The sequence below is a fragment of the Rhizobium sp. A37_96 genome (genome assembly GCF_053521765.1).
The window spans coordinates 1,047,366-1,060,287 of sequence record NZ_JBNWDS010000002.1 but is presented as its reverse complement, the minus strand read 5'-3'; the positions used below and the strand labels follow the sequence as shown (position 1 = coordinate 1,060,287).

The window sequence follows — 12,922 nt, the reverse complement described above, 5'->3', positions numbered from 1 at the left end:
ATTTGCCGAGAAATTCGGCGCCTTCTCATTCAGCTCAAACACATCACAAATACCCGTAGCAGCATTTGCGAGTGAGGCTGCAACCGCAGACCTATAGAATTCAAGTGCTTTGCTGATTGATCAGATGGCGGAGAAGATGGGATTCGAACCCACGATACCATTTCTGGTATACTCCCTTAGCAGGGGAGCGCCTTCGACCACTCGGCCACCTCTCCGGTGCGGCCTAACTATGGTGAGGCGCTTAGGAATGCAAGGCTTTTTTGCGGCTCCTGGCGATTTTTCGTCGGAAAAGTTGCGACGGGCGAAAACCGGAACAGACGCGAACTTTCCTCAATTTTCGGCCTGATGCCGCAAACTTTCCGCAAAGTTTGATCTCTCTTCGTTCTCGGGATCTGCAATGAAGCCGAGCTTGGCCGCAAGGCGTCCGATGGATGGGTTTGCCAGTTTTACATAGCGCTCCCACTCGTCTGATTCCCATCCGCCTTCGGCCTTGAGGCGAACAACATCCTTCGTCTGGCTGTAGAACCACGTCGCCCATGAATGCCGCGCGACGTGAGGCGTATAGATAGAAGTGTCGAAGTCCATTTCGTTGATCGCGCGCGTCCAGAAGGAAAGCTTGTATCCCCTGTCCTTCTTCTTTTCATAAGGGCGCCCATCGTAGCGCAGGAAGAGCGGGCCTTTCTTGCCGAGATTGGGCAAGGTCGAGAGTGCTGCCACGACGCGCGGGCACAGATTGACCATGCGTTCCTTACCGTTCTTCGTGTCACGCAGGATCGCGAAGCGATGCTCCAGCGAGATATCATCACGGCCGTCAATCATCATCGTCTCGCTGACGCGGGCACCCTGGCCGAAAAGGAAGGTGGCGAGCGCTGGTGACCACGGATTGGGAAAGCGTGAAGCAGTAACGTGGGTCAGGAAGGTTATCGCCTGGTCGGGCCGCAGGAAATGCGTGCGTTTTTCGCCATCGTCGGGCCTAGTGATGTCGGGGCGGAATTTGTTCGCGCGCATTACGGCGATGATGGGGCCGTGCCATTGCCGGCGGCGCGTAGAATCGTTGGGATAGAACTTTCGGCCCTCGCTGTTGATCAGATCTTCGCCGATCTGGTCGATGGGCTTCGCGGCAAAGGCATCGAAGCGGGAGTGAAGGCGGAAAGGCTCGCCCTCTTTATGGCTGGTCCGCAGGAAGCGGGCCTCGCCGCCGTCCTTTACGTATTTTTCCGCCGCTGCGCGGAACGTGACAGTGGGTTCGCGACCGGTGATATTGCGCTCGGCGACCTCGTTTTCGATTTGCCGGCGGACGCCATCTGCTTGTGCTTCGTCGCGGACTTTGGTCGATCGTCTGACCTCAAGTGAATGAGATTGCCCATCTCGCCAGATTGTGACGGTACCGGTGACATAGAAAATTCCGGACTTTTCATCTCGTTTGAGCTTGAGGGGCATTCAACCATCTTCTCAGAAAGCAGACGCAGCTGATCAGGGCGCAACTTAACCGTTCGTCCGCAGCGCACAAAGGGAATTTCGTGGCGGCGAATCAATTCGCGCACTACGCGGGCGGGGTTGCCGACATCGGTGATGCCGAGCATGCCGGCCGCCTCTTCAAGTGGAATGGGTTGTGGAAGGAACATCAAAGCACCTCCTGGCATAAGAAGGCAGCGCGCGCCCGATCCCGGCGGCGCTGGTTTTCCTTGTGGGTGACAAGCTCAAGATGCGCGGGATTGACGCAACGGCGGTTGCGGCATTTGTGGTCGACCTGCTTCCGACCGGGCACATAGCCATGCTCGTTGGTGAACATGACGATGTGAACGGCAACGGTCTGGCCGCTCAAGCTCATGCGAGGGTAATCCTTGCCGCGACCCTTGCTGCCGCTGTCCGGGCCTGTCCATGTCCAGCAGCCGGTATGAGGATCGATCGACGCGCGGGCCATGACCTTTTCGCGGATTTCGTCGCGGCGGCTGACCGGGTTCTGTTTTTCCCAAGCGGCGTTGTGCAGCTTGATCGCCCACGGAATGCTGCTGCCGCAAGGGCCTAGATAAAAACAATCGTCGCATTCGACATGGCGGCCGCCGTTATCGTAGGTGTAGACGCTGAGCCCGTTCGCCGTCCTGCATTCCGGGCAAGGCTTCATCTTCGGGAGGCTCATGGCTCGTCACCCTTCGGGCCGATACCGCACTGCTGCGAGTTGTGGATGAACAGACGCCCGTTCTCGTCGCAGACGATGTAACGCACCGGGCCACCAACACCCTTTGGGAATGAGCAGAGAAGTTGACCTCTATACCGGTAGTCGCCTCCGGTGACTGTGATCGGCTGGTCGATCCAGCTGAACCCACGCGGCGCGATGTTGAGGAATGTGCACTCAACGCAGTCGACGAGATCCCGATAGGATTTCCAGCCGGGGAAGATGGATTCGATCTGCGCGATGATGGCGGTCGCGGCCTTCGCTTCCGTTATCGCCTGGCGATGGCATGCAAGTGATTCTTCAAGCCTGTTGTACAGGTCGCCGACAATCTCGGCCGGGTCATCGGCTGGCGACCAGCCCTCAATGATGCTTGGTTCTTTCGTGTAGGTCTCGATGGCATTCATCAGAGACCGACCGACATTTGCCATGTCGATAAGGTCTTCCTCACTCTCGCAGCCGGTCATTTCCAGCGCGTTCTTGAGGTTGTCGGCTTCAGTCATTTCTTATTCCTCCAAAGGCGAACGATGATGGGCATCAGCACGAAGAGGATCGCGAGCGCTGCCCAGGTGAAGGATGCGATGATGACGTGGGTCCAGATCTCATCCATGGCGTTTCCATGCTTCGAATGATCCCCTGAACTCGATCCAGCGCTGAGCGGCGGCGGGATCGGTGTTGAGGTCGCCGCGCGACTTGATGCGCAGGATGTTGCGGACGGACACGGCAATGCGCTCGGCGTCGGCGACGTCTGGCACATTGTGACGCTCGACGAGGAAGCGGCGGAACATGCGATCGCCGCACTTCATGGCGCATTCGGCCGCATAATCCTTCTTCCGCTCGGCATGCCCCCCGCCGCGCTGCTGGCGTCCATCCTGAGGCTCAAGCCTGCGTATCCGGTCGAAGGCCGCTTCCATGATGACGAGAAGCGCGCGCACCAGCTCGGGCGCCTTGAGCAGAAGGCGGCGGTCATCGTAGGAGCAGTCGGCCGTCAGCAGCGCAATCGGCTCAACCTCGCCCGTCAGACGGTCGACGACGCAGATCTCCGCCTTGTTGGTCGCGGTATTGTAGGACTCGACGAACTGTTCGCTGGCGAGGCCCGCCAGGTCCCGAGCTTCGGGCAGAAGGGTGCGGGCTTGATCGAGGTTCATCACTCGGCACCTCGCGCGACCATCGGCGAGATCACATAAAGCTCGTCAGCGCCGACCGATGGCCGGAATACGGCGTTCGGCAGGGAGCCGCCGAAACGGATGATGGCGTCCTGCGTGTCGATGGTGCCGAGAATGCCGCGCAGGGCCTCGTTGTTGAGGCCGATGGAAAAGCCGGTCTCGCCTTCGTACTGGATCGGCACGTAGTCGACTGCCGATTCGCCCTCCTTGCTGCTCAGCTCGACGCGCATGGCATCGCGCTCAAGGGTGAGCTTGATGCCGTCCTTGTCGACTTCCGTGGCGACAAGGCAGACTCGAGCGACGGCCGCTTTCAGCGATGCGACGGTGACGAAGACTTCGCGCTCGTAGTTCTCGGGGGCCGCCGTGAGATAGTGTTCGGGGAACTTCCCCTCGATCAGCACGGACAGAAGCGTCACGCCGTTGCACCGGATGCGGATGAGGTTTTCTGCAACCTCGATCTGCGCCGGCTCCTTCACCTCGTCGAACAGCTTGCGAATGACCTGCGCCGTCTTGAGGGGAATGATGATGCCGGGAAAATCCAGAAGCCGTTCCGTGCGGATCTGCACGGCGGCAAGGCCAATGCCATCGAGCGCGGCAAAGCCGATGCGCTCATCCTGCATCGGGTGCATGTGAATGCCGGTCATCCACGGCCGGCCGATATCCTTGGTCTGGACGGCATGGGCGACCTTGCCGAATGCGGCCGTTACCTCCGGCATGGCAATCTCGAATGTCTTGCCCTTGATCTTTGTCGCCATCGACGGGAAGTCGCTGGCGGGCAGCGTGAAAATCGAGAAGCTGGATTTGCCGGATCGGATCCGCACCTGGCCGTTATAGGTACCGGGCAGGAATTCGATTTCCGCCGACTCTGGCAGGTTGCGCACGATGTCGCGCAGGTCCGTGCCCTTGATGGTGGTCGGCTCGGCATCGTCGGCCACGTCAAGCAGCTCGCAGCCCGCCTCGATCTCGATATCCATATCCGTCGCGCGCAGCAGGAGCGTATCGGCTTCGGGCTGCAGCAGGATATTGCCGAGTTGCGGGATCTTGGCGCGCCTGTCGACCGCCTCGAAAACCGCGTCGAGCGCCGGCAGCAGCTGGCTGCGATGGATGCGGAAAAGCGCCTGCTGCTTAGCCATGGGCACGCGCTCCCGGCTGGCAGCGGTCGGCAAGGCGCATCTCGTCGACGGGGGCGCGCAGCCCATAATCCCTGCCGAACAGATCGTGCATCATCTGCAAGATCTCGCGGCGAGGCTCGCCGTCTGCCACGGCACGATAAAGCTTCTCCATGTCGTGTCTCGATACGTCACGCATCGTCAGCCTCCTTCAGCCGAAGACGTAGAGGGCCGCCGCGGCGGCCAGCAGGTCGTTGATGACGATGACCAGGAAGAGGCCGGCGAAGCCGTTGCGCTTTGCCTGCTGCACCTTGTCGATTGCCGGAGTGAAGTAATTCATGGGTTGCCTCTCGCATCCGATTGGGAAACCGCCGACGCCAGGGGTGAGACGTGGCGGTCGCCAAACCGGATCTGGTCAGGCAGCCATGCGATTGAGCGACTGCGCGTAGAGAACGGCCGCATCATGGGAATGCCGAGTGATCTGCTCTTCGGTAAAACCGAGACGGAGATATTCGTCCCTGGTCAGGCCCTCGCCGCGCTCGCGGGCGAAGTCGGCCATTTCCTGCGCGATGTTGCGGGCGCGGACGGGATTGTAGGCTGCTGTCTGCATGGTGCTTTCCTCTCAAAACCTCCTGAGACCATGCCGCCGTCGCTCGGGAGGAGAAGGAGCGACGGCGGTCTCTGGTATCCGGGATGGGAGGAGGAGATCACCGGACGCAAAAATAGGTACACTTTGCACCTATCTCACGCAAGCGGAAAATGGGTCTAAATTGCACCTATATCGATATTGGTCCAGCATAAGCGATGGCTATAGGTGCAGATTGCATCAATAAATCAAGGTGATTCGCTGTTGATTGAATGCGATACATCACGCTAACTTACCGCCGGAAAACGTGAGGGGGCGAGCGATGAACAGGCTGGGTGTGGTGACTTTCGGGGCATTTTTAGGCTTTGCAGCGTCCGCGCACGCAGACCAGGCGGCCTGCAAGATCTACGCGCCCGCTCTCGATCCCTTGGGACCCGCCATGAGGGATGTCGCGACGGGCCTCGAAGCGCAGGACACCACAAAGATCAGCGAGAATTTTGATGGCGAGCAGCGCGTGGCGCTGGAGAAAATGGAAGCACTACGCAAGCAACTCTTGCCACTTCTGAAAGCCTACGCCGATCAAATTGAGGATACGGCATATCTCATGAAGAAGTGCGCCCGCGAGTAGGCGCTCCTTCTTGATCGCTACATTTCGATAACGGACCTCTTGACGCGACCTATAACCGTCACCGCTCCCTGAAAATCCGGCGGCTCGATTTCCTTGTAAGAGGCCGGCTGAAAAGGCGGGTTGTCGTTTGGTCGATAACGCTTGTACGTAGCCTTTCCGGCCTCGTCTGCGACAATGTAGCAAGCATTTGGAGCCAATCGGCGATCACTGCGGTCAACAAAAACGACGGAGCCGGGAGGTGAGATCTTGTTCATGGAGTCTCCCTCGACTCGCAATGCGATCCAATCGCCGTCCGGCAGGTTCAGAGCCGGGATCGTCGGGAAATCCGCCAGGTCGGTAATGCCTTCATGCTCGCTTAGAGCGCCTGCGCTGATCCACGATATAAGCGGAACGTCGGTTGCCTTTATCGGCTCCTCGTCAAGATCGCCCGGCTCCCCTGCACCCATGAACAGCCAGTTTAGGGAGACTTTGAACGCCTTGGCATATTTTCGCGCATCGGCGATGCCGAAGCTTCCCCGCAGCTCATGGCCCTTATAGGTGTTTTCGTTCCAACCAAACCGGCTTGCGAGCTTGCGATAGCCGCCATATCCAGCCTGAATGCGCGCTTCAGTAAGCCGCTTGGCGCGCTCTTCCTTTTCAAATTGTTCTATTCTGTCGGTCATGGTGCAAATTGTACCTACGGTTTGAGGTGCAAATCACATCCATCGTCACTTGACATGCGTAGGTGTGTAATGCACCTATAGCGCATGTTTCACGCTCTGCTTATCGACCTATGGCCCTCATTATCTGCGTTCGCCGATGACCTAGGGGTGCCCTATGAAACCGCGAAGGCCATGCGCCGTCGCGGATCAATCCCTGCTGGCTACTGGAAACGCATGGTTGAGGCCGGTGCTGAGCGAGAAATTTGCAGCGTGACGCTGGAGCGCTTAGCGGAACTGGCAGCCGACGCCAGAGAGGCCGCCGAATGACGCCCCTCCTTCCATCCGGTGGCTTTGGCCGCATTGTGGGCCACCGGCCAGCCGCGCCGGTTTTAGCCTTTTCCCGGTGCGGTCAGTTCCCTCCGAGCCGTTTCCTTCATCGCAGCTCCAACTCCCGCCAGAGCACGTCCCCGCGCTCTGGCGGTCTTTTCCCTCATGGAAGGATGACGACATGTTTTCGAAGCTGCTCGACAGGCTGCTTGACCGCATCGCGCTCAACTTCGCTGCGCGCGTTTCCCGCCGCTCTGCGCCCGTCAACGTCGGGCTGCATATCGACGACGAGGGCAAGCTGCGCTCATTCGTCGACGGTCGCATTACGGAGTTTTCAAACCATGCCTTGCGGCATCGGATGCGTGATATCGCTAGGAATCCGGCAGAAAAAAGAAGGTAAGAGCCTCTTTGCCGGCCATCACGAGGACGGATTCGCTCGGGAGATCTTTTTCCCATTGTCCGACGAGGGCGCGCGCGTCCTGCTCGACCTCCGTTGCGCGAGGCGAGTCCTTCAGCAGCGCCGCCAACATGTGTCTGTAAATAGCCACTTGAGCGGAGAGGTAATCCAATCTGCCCAAAACGGTGTCTTCGTCGTCCGTCATGGTTGTGACTCCTTTGTCGTTGAGCAACGCAAACCGAGCACGATCGTGGCGGGAAGTCCAGCAGCGCGGCGTCGGCGGCGTCGTGCTGCTGGATGTTATCGGCTGAAATACGCATGCGGGCCTCCGTGATGTCCTGACCGCATGACTAAGGCGCATCGCCGCGCCGCACATGGAATCCTTTCAGCTTTTTGTTTCCTTGACCACGATCGGGGGTGTCTTCGTGCGTCGTTTTTCCGAGATCGAATATTCGTCGCTCAAGCGCGTTCTTGACGTTGCCTATGAACTGGCCGGCGGCGTCACCGTGTTTCAGTACGTGACGCGCGTCGTCACCTCGCAGCTGTCGAAATACGCATCGACCGATGTGGAGAACGAAAGGAAGTTCATCCCCGTCGATATCGCGCTCGATCTGGATCGCGCCGCCAAGAGGCCGGTCGTCACCGCCCGGATGGCGGAACTGCTGGGCTATCGGCTTGAGCCGCTGCTTCAGCGCATCGTGGTCGACGAGCCGCTTTCGGAATCCGACGCGCTTCTGATCATGGATGAGGCCACCGCCCTCTGGCGCATGGTGCGGCAGGCCTTCGCCGATGGGCGCATAGACGCCCTTGAGCGCAAGCAGCTGCGCCTCAAGCTGCACGAGCTGATCCGCGCCGCCTCGATCATCACCCGCAAACTCGACGATATGGAGATCGTGCCATGAGCGCGCGCCGCGTCCCCTATGCCGGCAAGGTGCCGGCGCCGAATTACCAGACCGTGGCGAACGGCGCGGCCATGGGGCCGCGCGGCATCGCCTTCCTGCGCCGTGTGGCCGGCTCGCCGCAGCCCTACCGCATGCGTCTGAACGCCGACCGTGAGGCTGTCGGCCGCGCCGTGCTTGCCGGCCATGTGCGCCGCGACATTCGCGACGACGAGTGTGTGTGGCTGGTCCGCAAGGGCCGGGAATTCCTCGACCGGCTGATGAGGTGCGAGTGATGGATCGCACCAGGCCGTCACCGGTCGAGGCCATGCGGGTCTTCGACACGCTTCCCAAGCCGCTCCGGCAAGCCATCGCCGGGGCGGCCTTCGTCTATGACCCGAAGGAGATCGCCGCGCGCATCCGGAACGGCAGAAAGCCGGACACGATCCTGCGCGGGATTATCCGCTACGAGCGGAGGGCGGCGCGATGAACACGGCCGTCACCGCACGCGAGCGCGCCGCCGCCGTCATGGACACTGCAATCCGGTCGGGCCATGTGCGCAGCGAGGATCACAATCAGCGCCGGACCTGCATCAAGCTCAACGTCAAGGGCATGTTACGCCGCGACAGCAAGGACGCGGACCTCTGGTATCCGACCGAGATCGCCAAGAAAAAGCATGCGCCGGCAGCACCGCCCGTCGCGGCCGACGCTATGCCGGGCGACGGTCGCATGGCGGTCTGGCGCGACATCGCCAGCATCGACATCGGCACGCGATTGCGCCTCGCCGATCAGGCGAAGGTCGACGCACTCAAGCCTTCCTTCCTTGAAATCGGCCAGAAGACGCCGATTACGGTGCAGGGACAGGAAGGCGACGAGCGCGTCAATCTCTCGGCGGGACTGCACAGGCTGGAAACGGCGCGGCAGCTCGGCTGGGGCAAGGTGCTGTGCTTCCACGAAGCCTTCGACGATCTCGACCGCGAGCTGTGGGAGATCGACGAGAATCTTTGCCGCGCCGAGCTGACGGCGGCGGATCGGGCGCTGTTCATCGCGCGGCGCAAGGAAATCTATCTCGAAAAGCATCCGGAGACGGCGAAGGGGGCCGCACAAGGCAACGGGGAGCGTCGTCGTCACCAACCTGACGGACAAGTTGTCCGTGAGGTGACGCCGTCTTTCGATCAGGCCACGGCGGCAGCCACAGGGGTTGACGCCCGCACTGTTCGCCGTGACGCATCGCGCGGCGAAAAAATCCTCGACATGGCGCTGCATCGCCTTCGCGGCTCGCGTCTCGATAACGGCTCGTTTCTCGACCGCCTGAAACAGGTTCCGCAGGACAAGCAGGTTCTCTACGTCGAGGCCGCGCTCGCGGAAGAGAAGCGGAAGGCGGCGGACGCCAAGGAAAACCGCACGAAGCGGCTGCAGCATTCCCGCATGATCCGCACGGCCGTCATCAACCACATCGCCGAGCAGGGCAAGCGGGTGGCGGGCGAGATGCCGCGGGCCGCCTTCGCTGTGGGGTATTGCGACGTCCCGTGGCAGCAGGAGGCATGGAGCGACGAGACCGGGCAGGACAAGGGCCTGCCCTACCCTTCGATGACGGTCGACGAGTTGATGGCGCTTTGCGCTGGCGACCGAAGCCCCTTCACGCAGGACGCCATCCTCTATTTCTGGACGACGACGAACCGGCTCGACGACGCGCTGCGCATCATAAAGGCGTGGGGTTTCGCTTACGTCAGCATGATCACATGGGACAAGGTGAATATCGGCATGGGCCGCTGGGTGCGCGACCGCACCGAACATCTGCTGATCTGCAAGCGCGGCAATTTCCCAGGCATCGACCTCTACACGGCCAAGCCGGAAAGCCTCTACAGCGAGGTCAAGACCGAGCATAGCCGCAAGCCCGTCTGGTTCGCCGAAGAGATCGAGCGGCTTTACCCCGACATGCGCAAGCTGGAGCTTTTCCAGCGCAAGGAGAGCCTGCAGCCGGGAGATATCCGGCTCAACGGCAAGTGGGAATTCTGGGGCAACCAGGCGGGTTCGCCGGAAGGAGGTGACTCGTGAAAAGGTGGTTCGACCTTGATCGCGTCATTCCGGATCTGCAACTGCCGCAGCAGTTCAATAGCTCGCGGCAATACGTTCAGTGGACAAAGCGCGCGCGGGATATCTTGGTGAAGTACCATAGATATCCTGCCGAACACTTCATCCGCGTTGGGAAAAGCGAGCCGACATTGGGCGGCGGTCCCATGTATCCGGCGCATTGGCATTCCAGCTATTGTCGGAAACATAACCTCGTTTTCGTCAATCATCTGCCGCGCAACGCCATCGTCTATTGGCCGCCCGGCACAGACATATGCGGGGACGGATACGACCCGCAAGACCCATGCTGCCTGCTTGCGGAAGTCCAATATTGGATGAAGTTCAGGTATCCGGACGACGATCAGGAGGTGGCAGAATGACCGCCTTCCTTCTGGATATCGAACAACTTGAAGACGCCGAGACCGACCGGCAGCGGGCGCGCTGGCTGCTCCGCACGTCGTTGGCGCAGCTGCTGCGCGATGAAAGTCAGATCCGCCGCTGCCTGCAGCTCGCGCACTTCCATACCGGCGTCAGCTATCTCGACGCCGAACTTTCCTTCCTTCGCAACTCGCGCCGCGACGACGGCGGTCCCGCCGATCTTCTCGGGATCGTCGTCGCGCGCGGTCGCATGGACAGAATCGCTTGCGGCCTGCCGCCGCGCAACATGGGGGCATGAATGTACATCATAAATCACGAAAACACGGCCATTGCACTCCATGCGGCCAACCATCCCGACGCAGCGCAGGGGGTAGGCATCCCGGCCGCGACCGATGTGATCCGAGCGCTTAGCGACCTGCACGCGCTGCGTCTGCTCTTCGTATCGCCGCCTTGCGAGCACTACGCGAGGCCTGCGCGCTGCAAAGCCATCTCCACTAAAGCGGAGGTCTGAATGTACGCGGGGACACTTTTCGGGGAAACGACCACTTCGCAGATCTTTGCCGCCATGCAGGGCGACAGCGGGCGCTTTCCCCCGATGATCATCGACAGTTTCGCCGGCGGCGGCGGCGCATCGACCGGTATCGAGATGGCCTTGGGACGGTCTCCCGATATCGCCATCAACCACAATGCCGATGCGCTGGCGCTGCATGCCGCCAATCACCCCGATACGCTTCATCTGTCGGAGAACGTCTACAAGGTCGATCCGCTCGACTATCTCAGTGGCCGGCATATCGGGCTGGCGTGGTTCAGTCCGGATTGCAAACACTTCTCGAAAGCCAAGGGCGGCAAGCCTGTCGAGCGCAATATCCGCGATCTGTGCTGGGTCATCCCTGCATGGGTCGAGCGCATCCAGAAGAGCGGCGGCAAGGTCGACGTGATCATCATGGAGAACGTCGAGGAGTTCAAGGATTATGGCCCGCTCGTGCAGACCGATCGCGGCCTGATGCCGGATCCGGAGCGCAGGGGCGAGACATTCCGGAAGTGGTGCAAGGCGATCCGCAGGCGTGGCGGCCACATAGAACATCGCGAGCTGCGCGCCTGCGATTATGGCGCTCCGACGATCCGCAAGCGCCTGTTCGTCATCATCCGGTTCGATGGCCGACCCGTCGTCTGGCCGAAGCCGACGCACGCTGCGCCCGACGATCGCGATGTTGTCGCCGGCCGGAAACTGCCGTGGCGCACGGCGGCGGAGATCATCGACTGGTCGCTGCCTTGCCCGTCGATTTTCGACTCGAGCAGCGAGATCATGGAGCAGCACGGCCTCAAGGCCGTGCGGCCGCTTGCGGACAATACCATGGCCCGCGTGGCGCGCGGGATGAAGCGCTATGTTCTCGATGCGGAGCGGCCGTTCATCGTCAATCTCACGCACGGCGGGCGCTGCGAGGATCTGGCACAGCCGTCCAACACGATCACCGGGGCGCATCGCGGTGAGAAGGCTGTCGTGTCGCCATCGGTGATCCGCTTCAATACAGGCGCGACCGGTCAGGATCTGCGCGAGCCTTTATCGACCATTACCGCGAACGGCTACATCAAGCGGCCTGGTGGCTGCGCGCCGCTTGGCATCGTAGCCCCGCATCTGATGACGATGCGTAATTCCGGAAAGCCGTTCAACGCGGCTGACGAGCCGACCCACACGATCACCGCAGGAGGCGCGGGCCTGACCGTGGTCGCGCCGACTTTGGTTGGTTGTGGCGGCCGCGCTGGGCAGAGTAGGCCGCGAGGTGGCGATGAGCCGACAGCCACGATCACGGCGAAGGCCGATGTCTGCGTTTCCACCGCCTTCCTCGCGCAGCATAACAACGACAGTCGGCGCATCGGAGGCGTTAATCCGGGTAGACCCGTAGACGAGCCTGTATCGACCGTAACGGCCAGCGGCGCACAACAGGGTGTCGTTTCCGCCTTCATCTCGCGTCAGTTCGGAACATCGACGGGGCACGAGGCGGAAAAGCCGCTCGCCACGACCACCGCCGATGGCGGAGGCAAATCGCTGCTGGTTGCCCCATATCTTCAGGCCTACTACGGGACCGGCGATGGTGGCGAGGAAGATCGTCCCTGCCGCACGATCACGACCAAAGATCGCCACGGCCACGTCGAGACCTCAATCAGTGCGCCGCCGTTCACAGAGGCCCAGGTGGCGCGGGCACGGCAGGTTGCTGATTTCCTGCGGTCTCATGGCTTCTGGGACGAACGGGAGTTCGTGACGATCGTCATCGATGGCGAGACTTTCGTCATTGTCGATATCGGCATGCGCATGCTGACGCCGCGCGAGCTGTACAACGCGCAGGGCTTTCCGCCGCTGTACATCATCGACGGCGTCTGGATCGCACCGGAGGCAGGCGACGAGCCTGTCTGGCATGCGTTTCCAAAATCGGTGCAGGTCAGCTGCGTCGGCAACTCCGTGTCGCCCGTCGTGGCGGCCGCGCTCGCCGCCGCCAATGCGGACCATTGCCGCGTCGAGAGGCTGGCGGCATGAGCAGCGAGGCGACCATTCGGCGCGGCGTGCGCA

The 12,922-nt window shown here is 61.2% G+C and carries 19 protein-coding genes and 1 tRNA gene; 9 read left to right on the top strand and 11 right to left on the bottom strand.

From position 1 onward, the window contains the following. Positions 1-125: 125 nt before the first annotated feature. The 9 genes from ACQZ6J_RS11675 to ACQZ6J_RS11635 all read right to left on the bottom strand — a co-directional run bounded on the left by ACQZ6J_RS11675 (position 126) and on the right by ACQZ6J_RS11635 (position 5,058). Positions 126-215 (bottom strand) — tRNA-Ser (locus ACQZ6J_RS11675). 115 nt (positions 216-330) lie between these two features. Then, positions 331-1,440 (bottom strand): tyrosine-type recombinase/integrase, encoded by a 1,110-nt coding sequence (locus ACQZ6J_RS11670; protein WP_449084135.1) that lies wholly within the window; start codon positions 1,438-1,440, stop codon positions 331-333. Between the two features lie 184 nt (positions 1,441-1,624). After that, positions 1,625-1,924 (bottom strand): HNH endonuclease signature motif containing protein, encoded by a 300-nt coding sequence (locus ACQZ6J_RS11665; RefSeq protein WP_449084175.1) that lies wholly within the window; start codon positions 1,922-1,924, stop codon positions 1,625-1,627. Positions 1,925-2,136: 212 nt separating this feature from the next. Beyond that, positions 2,137-2,676, bottom strand: coding sequence for a hypothetical protein (locus tag ACQZ6J_RS11660; RefSeq protein ID WP_449084134.1), 540 nt, complete (start codon positions 2,674-2,676; stop codon positions 2,137-2,139). 99 nt (positions 2,677-2,775) lie between these two features. Next, a complete protein-coding gene (locus ACQZ6J_RS11655; RefSeq protein WP_449084133.1) occupies positions 2,776-3,321 on the bottom strand; it encodes a hypothetical protein in 546 nt (181 codons plus the stop codon). Further along, positions 3,321-4,472, bottom strand: coding sequence for a DNA polymerase III subunit beta (gene dnaN / locus ACQZ6J_RS11650; RefSeq protein ID WP_449084132.1), 1,152 nt, complete (start codon positions 4,470-4,472; stop codon positions 3,321-3,323). The genes ACQZ6J_RS11655 and dnaN overlap by 1 nt, the downstream gene beginning before the upstream one ends. After that, positions 4,465-4,647, bottom strand: coding sequence for a hypothetical protein (locus ACQZ6J_RS11645; protein WP_449084131.1), 183 nt, complete (start codon positions 4,645-4,647; stop codon positions 4,465-4,467). Before ACQZ6J_RS11645 ends, dnaN begins: the two co-directional genes overlap by 8 nt. Positions 4,648-4,659: 12 nt before the next feature. Further along, a complete protein-coding gene (locus tag ACQZ6J_RS11640) occupies positions 4,660-4,788 on the bottom strand; it encodes a hypothetical protein (RefSeq protein WP_449084130.1) in 129 nt (42 codons plus the stop codon). A gap of 75 nt (positions 4,789-4,863) precedes the next feature. Next, complete coding sequence (locus ACQZ6J_RS11635) at positions 4,864-5,058, bottom strand: hypothetical protein (protein WP_449084129.1); 195 nt, start codon at positions 5,056-5,058, stop codon at positions 4,864-4,866. A gap of 298 nt (positions 5,059-5,356) precedes the next feature. Here ACQZ6J_RS11635 and ACQZ6J_RS11630 point away from each other — a divergent pair, with 298 nt between their 5' ends. Then, entirely contained in the window at positions 5,357-5,662 is a 306-nt protein-coding gene (locus ACQZ6J_RS11630) for a hypothetical protein (RefSeq protein WP_449084128.1), read from the top strand. A 17-nt stretch (positions 5,663-5,679) separates the two neighbouring features. On the opposite strand, the gene ACQZ6J_RS11625 is transcribed toward ACQZ6J_RS11630, so the two are convergent. After that, positions 5,680-6,324, bottom strand: coding sequence for a LexA family protein (locus ACQZ6J_RS11625; RefSeq protein ID WP_449084127.1), 645 nt, complete (start codon positions 6,322-6,324; stop codon positions 5,680-5,682). Positions 6,325-6,811: 487 nt separating this feature from the next. Between ACQZ6J_RS11625 and ACQZ6J_RS11620 the strand changes: the two genes are divergently transcribed. Continuing rightward, entirely contained in the window at positions 6,812-7,030 is a 219-nt protein-coding gene (locus ACQZ6J_RS11620) for a hypothetical protein (protein ID WP_449084126.1), read from the top strand. Here the strand turns inward: ACQZ6J_RS11620 and ACQZ6J_RS11615 are convergent. Beyond that, positions 7,002-7,232: a hypothetical protein gene (locus ACQZ6J_RS11615; protein ID WP_449084125.1), complete on the bottom strand. Its 231-nt coding sequence runs from the start codon at positions 7,230-7,232 to the stop codon at positions 7,002-7,004. The two genes, ACQZ6J_RS11620 and ACQZ6J_RS11615, sit on opposite strands and share 29 nt — an antisense overlap. A 220-nt stretch (positions 7,233-7,452) precedes the next feature. Between ACQZ6J_RS11615 and ACQZ6J_RS11610 the strand changes: the two genes are divergently transcribed. The 7 genes from ACQZ6J_RS11610 to ACQZ6J_RS11580 all read left to right on the top strand — a co-directional run bounded on the left by ACQZ6J_RS11610 (position 7,453) and on the right by ACQZ6J_RS11580 (position 12,889). Next, positions 7,453-7,929: a hypothetical protein gene (locus tag ACQZ6J_RS11610; RefSeq protein WP_449084124.1), complete on the top strand. Its 477-nt coding sequence runs from the start codon at positions 7,453-7,455 to the stop codon at positions 7,927-7,929. Then, positions 7,926-8,201: a hypothetical protein gene (locus ACQZ6J_RS11605; protein WP_449084123.1), complete on the top strand. Its 276-nt coding sequence runs from the start codon at positions 7,926-7,928 to the stop codon at positions 8,199-8,201. Before ACQZ6J_RS11610 ends, ACQZ6J_RS11605 begins: the two co-directional genes overlap by 4 nt. Then, positions 8,201-8,395, top strand: coding sequence for a hypothetical protein (locus ACQZ6J_RS11600; RefSeq protein ID WP_449084122.1), 195 nt, complete (start codon positions 8,201-8,203; stop codon positions 8,393-8,395). The genes ACQZ6J_RS11605 and ACQZ6J_RS11600 overlap by 1 nt, the downstream gene beginning before the upstream one ends. Next, positions 8,392-9,963 (top strand): MT-A70 family methyltransferase, encoded by a 1,572-nt coding sequence (locus tag ACQZ6J_RS11595; protein ID WP_449084121.1) that lies wholly within the window; start codon positions 8,392-8,394, stop codon positions 9,961-9,963. Before ACQZ6J_RS11600 ends, ACQZ6J_RS11595 begins: the two co-directional genes overlap by 4 nt. Next, entirely contained in the window at positions 9,960-10,358 is a 399-nt protein-coding gene (locus ACQZ6J_RS11590; RefSeq protein WP_449084120.1) for a hypothetical protein, read from the top strand. Before ACQZ6J_RS11595 ends, ACQZ6J_RS11590 begins: the two co-directional genes overlap by 4 nt. Continuing rightward, positions 10,355-10,654, top strand: coding sequence for a hypothetical protein (locus ACQZ6J_RS11585; protein WP_449084119.1), 300 nt, complete (start codon positions 10,355-10,357; stop codon positions 10,652-10,654). Before ACQZ6J_RS11590 ends, ACQZ6J_RS11585 begins: the two co-directional genes overlap by 4 nt. Before the next feature lie 213 nt (positions 10,655-10,867). Beyond that, the gene (locus ACQZ6J_RS11580) at positions 10,868-12,889 is read left to right on the top strand and encodes a DNA cytosine methyltransferase (RefSeq protein ID WP_449084118.1); all 2,022 of its coding nucleotides are present in this window, start codon (positions 10,868-10,870) and stop codon (positions 12,887-12,889) included. The last annotated feature ends 33 nt before the right edge of the window (positions 12,890-12,922 follow it).

Excerpts from the sequence above, each read along its gene's own strand:
- ACQZ6J_RS11670 (WP_449084135.1), bottom strand. The coding sequence starts at position 1,440 with ATGCCCCTCAAGCTCAAACGAGATGAAAAGTCCGGAATTTTCTATGTC.
- ACQZ6J_RS11665 (WP_449084175.1), bottom strand. The coding sequence starts at position 1,924 with ATGGCCCGCGCGTCGATCGATCCTCATACCGGCTGCTGGACATGGACA.
- ACQZ6J_RS11660 (WP_449084134.1), bottom strand. The coding sequence starts at position 2,676 with ATGACTGAAGCCGACAACCTCAAGAACGCGCTGGAAATGACCGGCTGC.
- ACQZ6J_RS11655 (WP_449084133.1), bottom strand. The coding sequence starts at position 3,321 with ATGAACCTCGATCAAGCCCGCACCCTTCTGCCCGAAGCTCGGGACCTG.
- dnaN (WP_449084132.1), bottom strand. The coding sequence starts at position 4,472 with ATGGCTAAGCAGCAGGCGCTTTTCCGCATCCATCGCAGCCAGCTGCTG.
- ACQZ6J_RS11645 (WP_449084131.1), bottom strand. The coding sequence starts at position 4,647 with ATGCGTGACGTATCGAGACACGACATGGAGAAGCTTTATCGTGCCGTG.
- ACQZ6J_RS11640 (WP_449084130.1), bottom strand. The coding sequence starts at position 4,788 with ATGAATTACTTCACTCCGGCAATCGACAAGGTGCAGCAGGCAAAGCGC.
- ACQZ6J_RS11635 (WP_449084129.1), bottom strand. The coding sequence starts at position 5,058 with ATGCAGACAGCAGCCTACAATCCCGTCCGCGCCCGCAACATCGCGCAG.
- ACQZ6J_RS11630 (WP_449084128.1), top strand. The coding sequence starts at position 5,357 with ATGAACAGGCTGGGTGTGGTGACTTTCGGGGCATTTTTAGGCTTTGCA.
- ACQZ6J_RS11625 (WP_449084127.1), bottom strand. The coding sequence starts at position 6,324 with ATGACCGACAGAATAGAACAATTTGAAAAGGAAGAGCGCGCCAAGCGG.
- ACQZ6J_RS11620 (WP_449084126.1), top strand. The coding sequence starts at position 6,812 with ATGTTTTCGAAGCTGCTCGACAGGCTGCTTGACCGCATCGCGCTCAAC.
- ACQZ6J_RS11615 (WP_449084125.1), bottom strand. The coding sequence starts at position 7,232 with ATGACGGACGACGAAGACACCGTTTTGGGCAGATTGGATTACCTCTCC.
- ACQZ6J_RS11605 (WP_449084123.1), top strand. The coding sequence starts at position 7,926 with ATGAGCGCGCGCCGCGTCCCCTATGCCGGCAAGGTGCCGGCGCCGAAT.
- ACQZ6J_RS11600 (WP_449084122.1), top strand. The coding sequence starts at position 8,201 with ATGGATCGCACCAGGCCGTCACCGGTCGAGGCCATGCGGGTCTTCGAC.
- ACQZ6J_RS11595 (WP_449084121.1), top strand. The coding sequence starts at position 8,392 with ATGAACACGGCCGTCACCGCACGCGAGCGCGCCGCCGCCGTCATGGAC.
- ACQZ6J_RS11585 (WP_449084119.1), top strand. The coding sequence starts at position 10,355 with ATGACCGCCTTCCTTCTGGATATCGAACAACTTGAAGACGCCGAGACC.
- ACQZ6J_RS11580 (WP_449084118.1), top strand. The coding sequence starts at position 10,868 with ATGTACGCGGGGACACTTTTCGGGGAAACGACCACTTCGCAGATCTTT.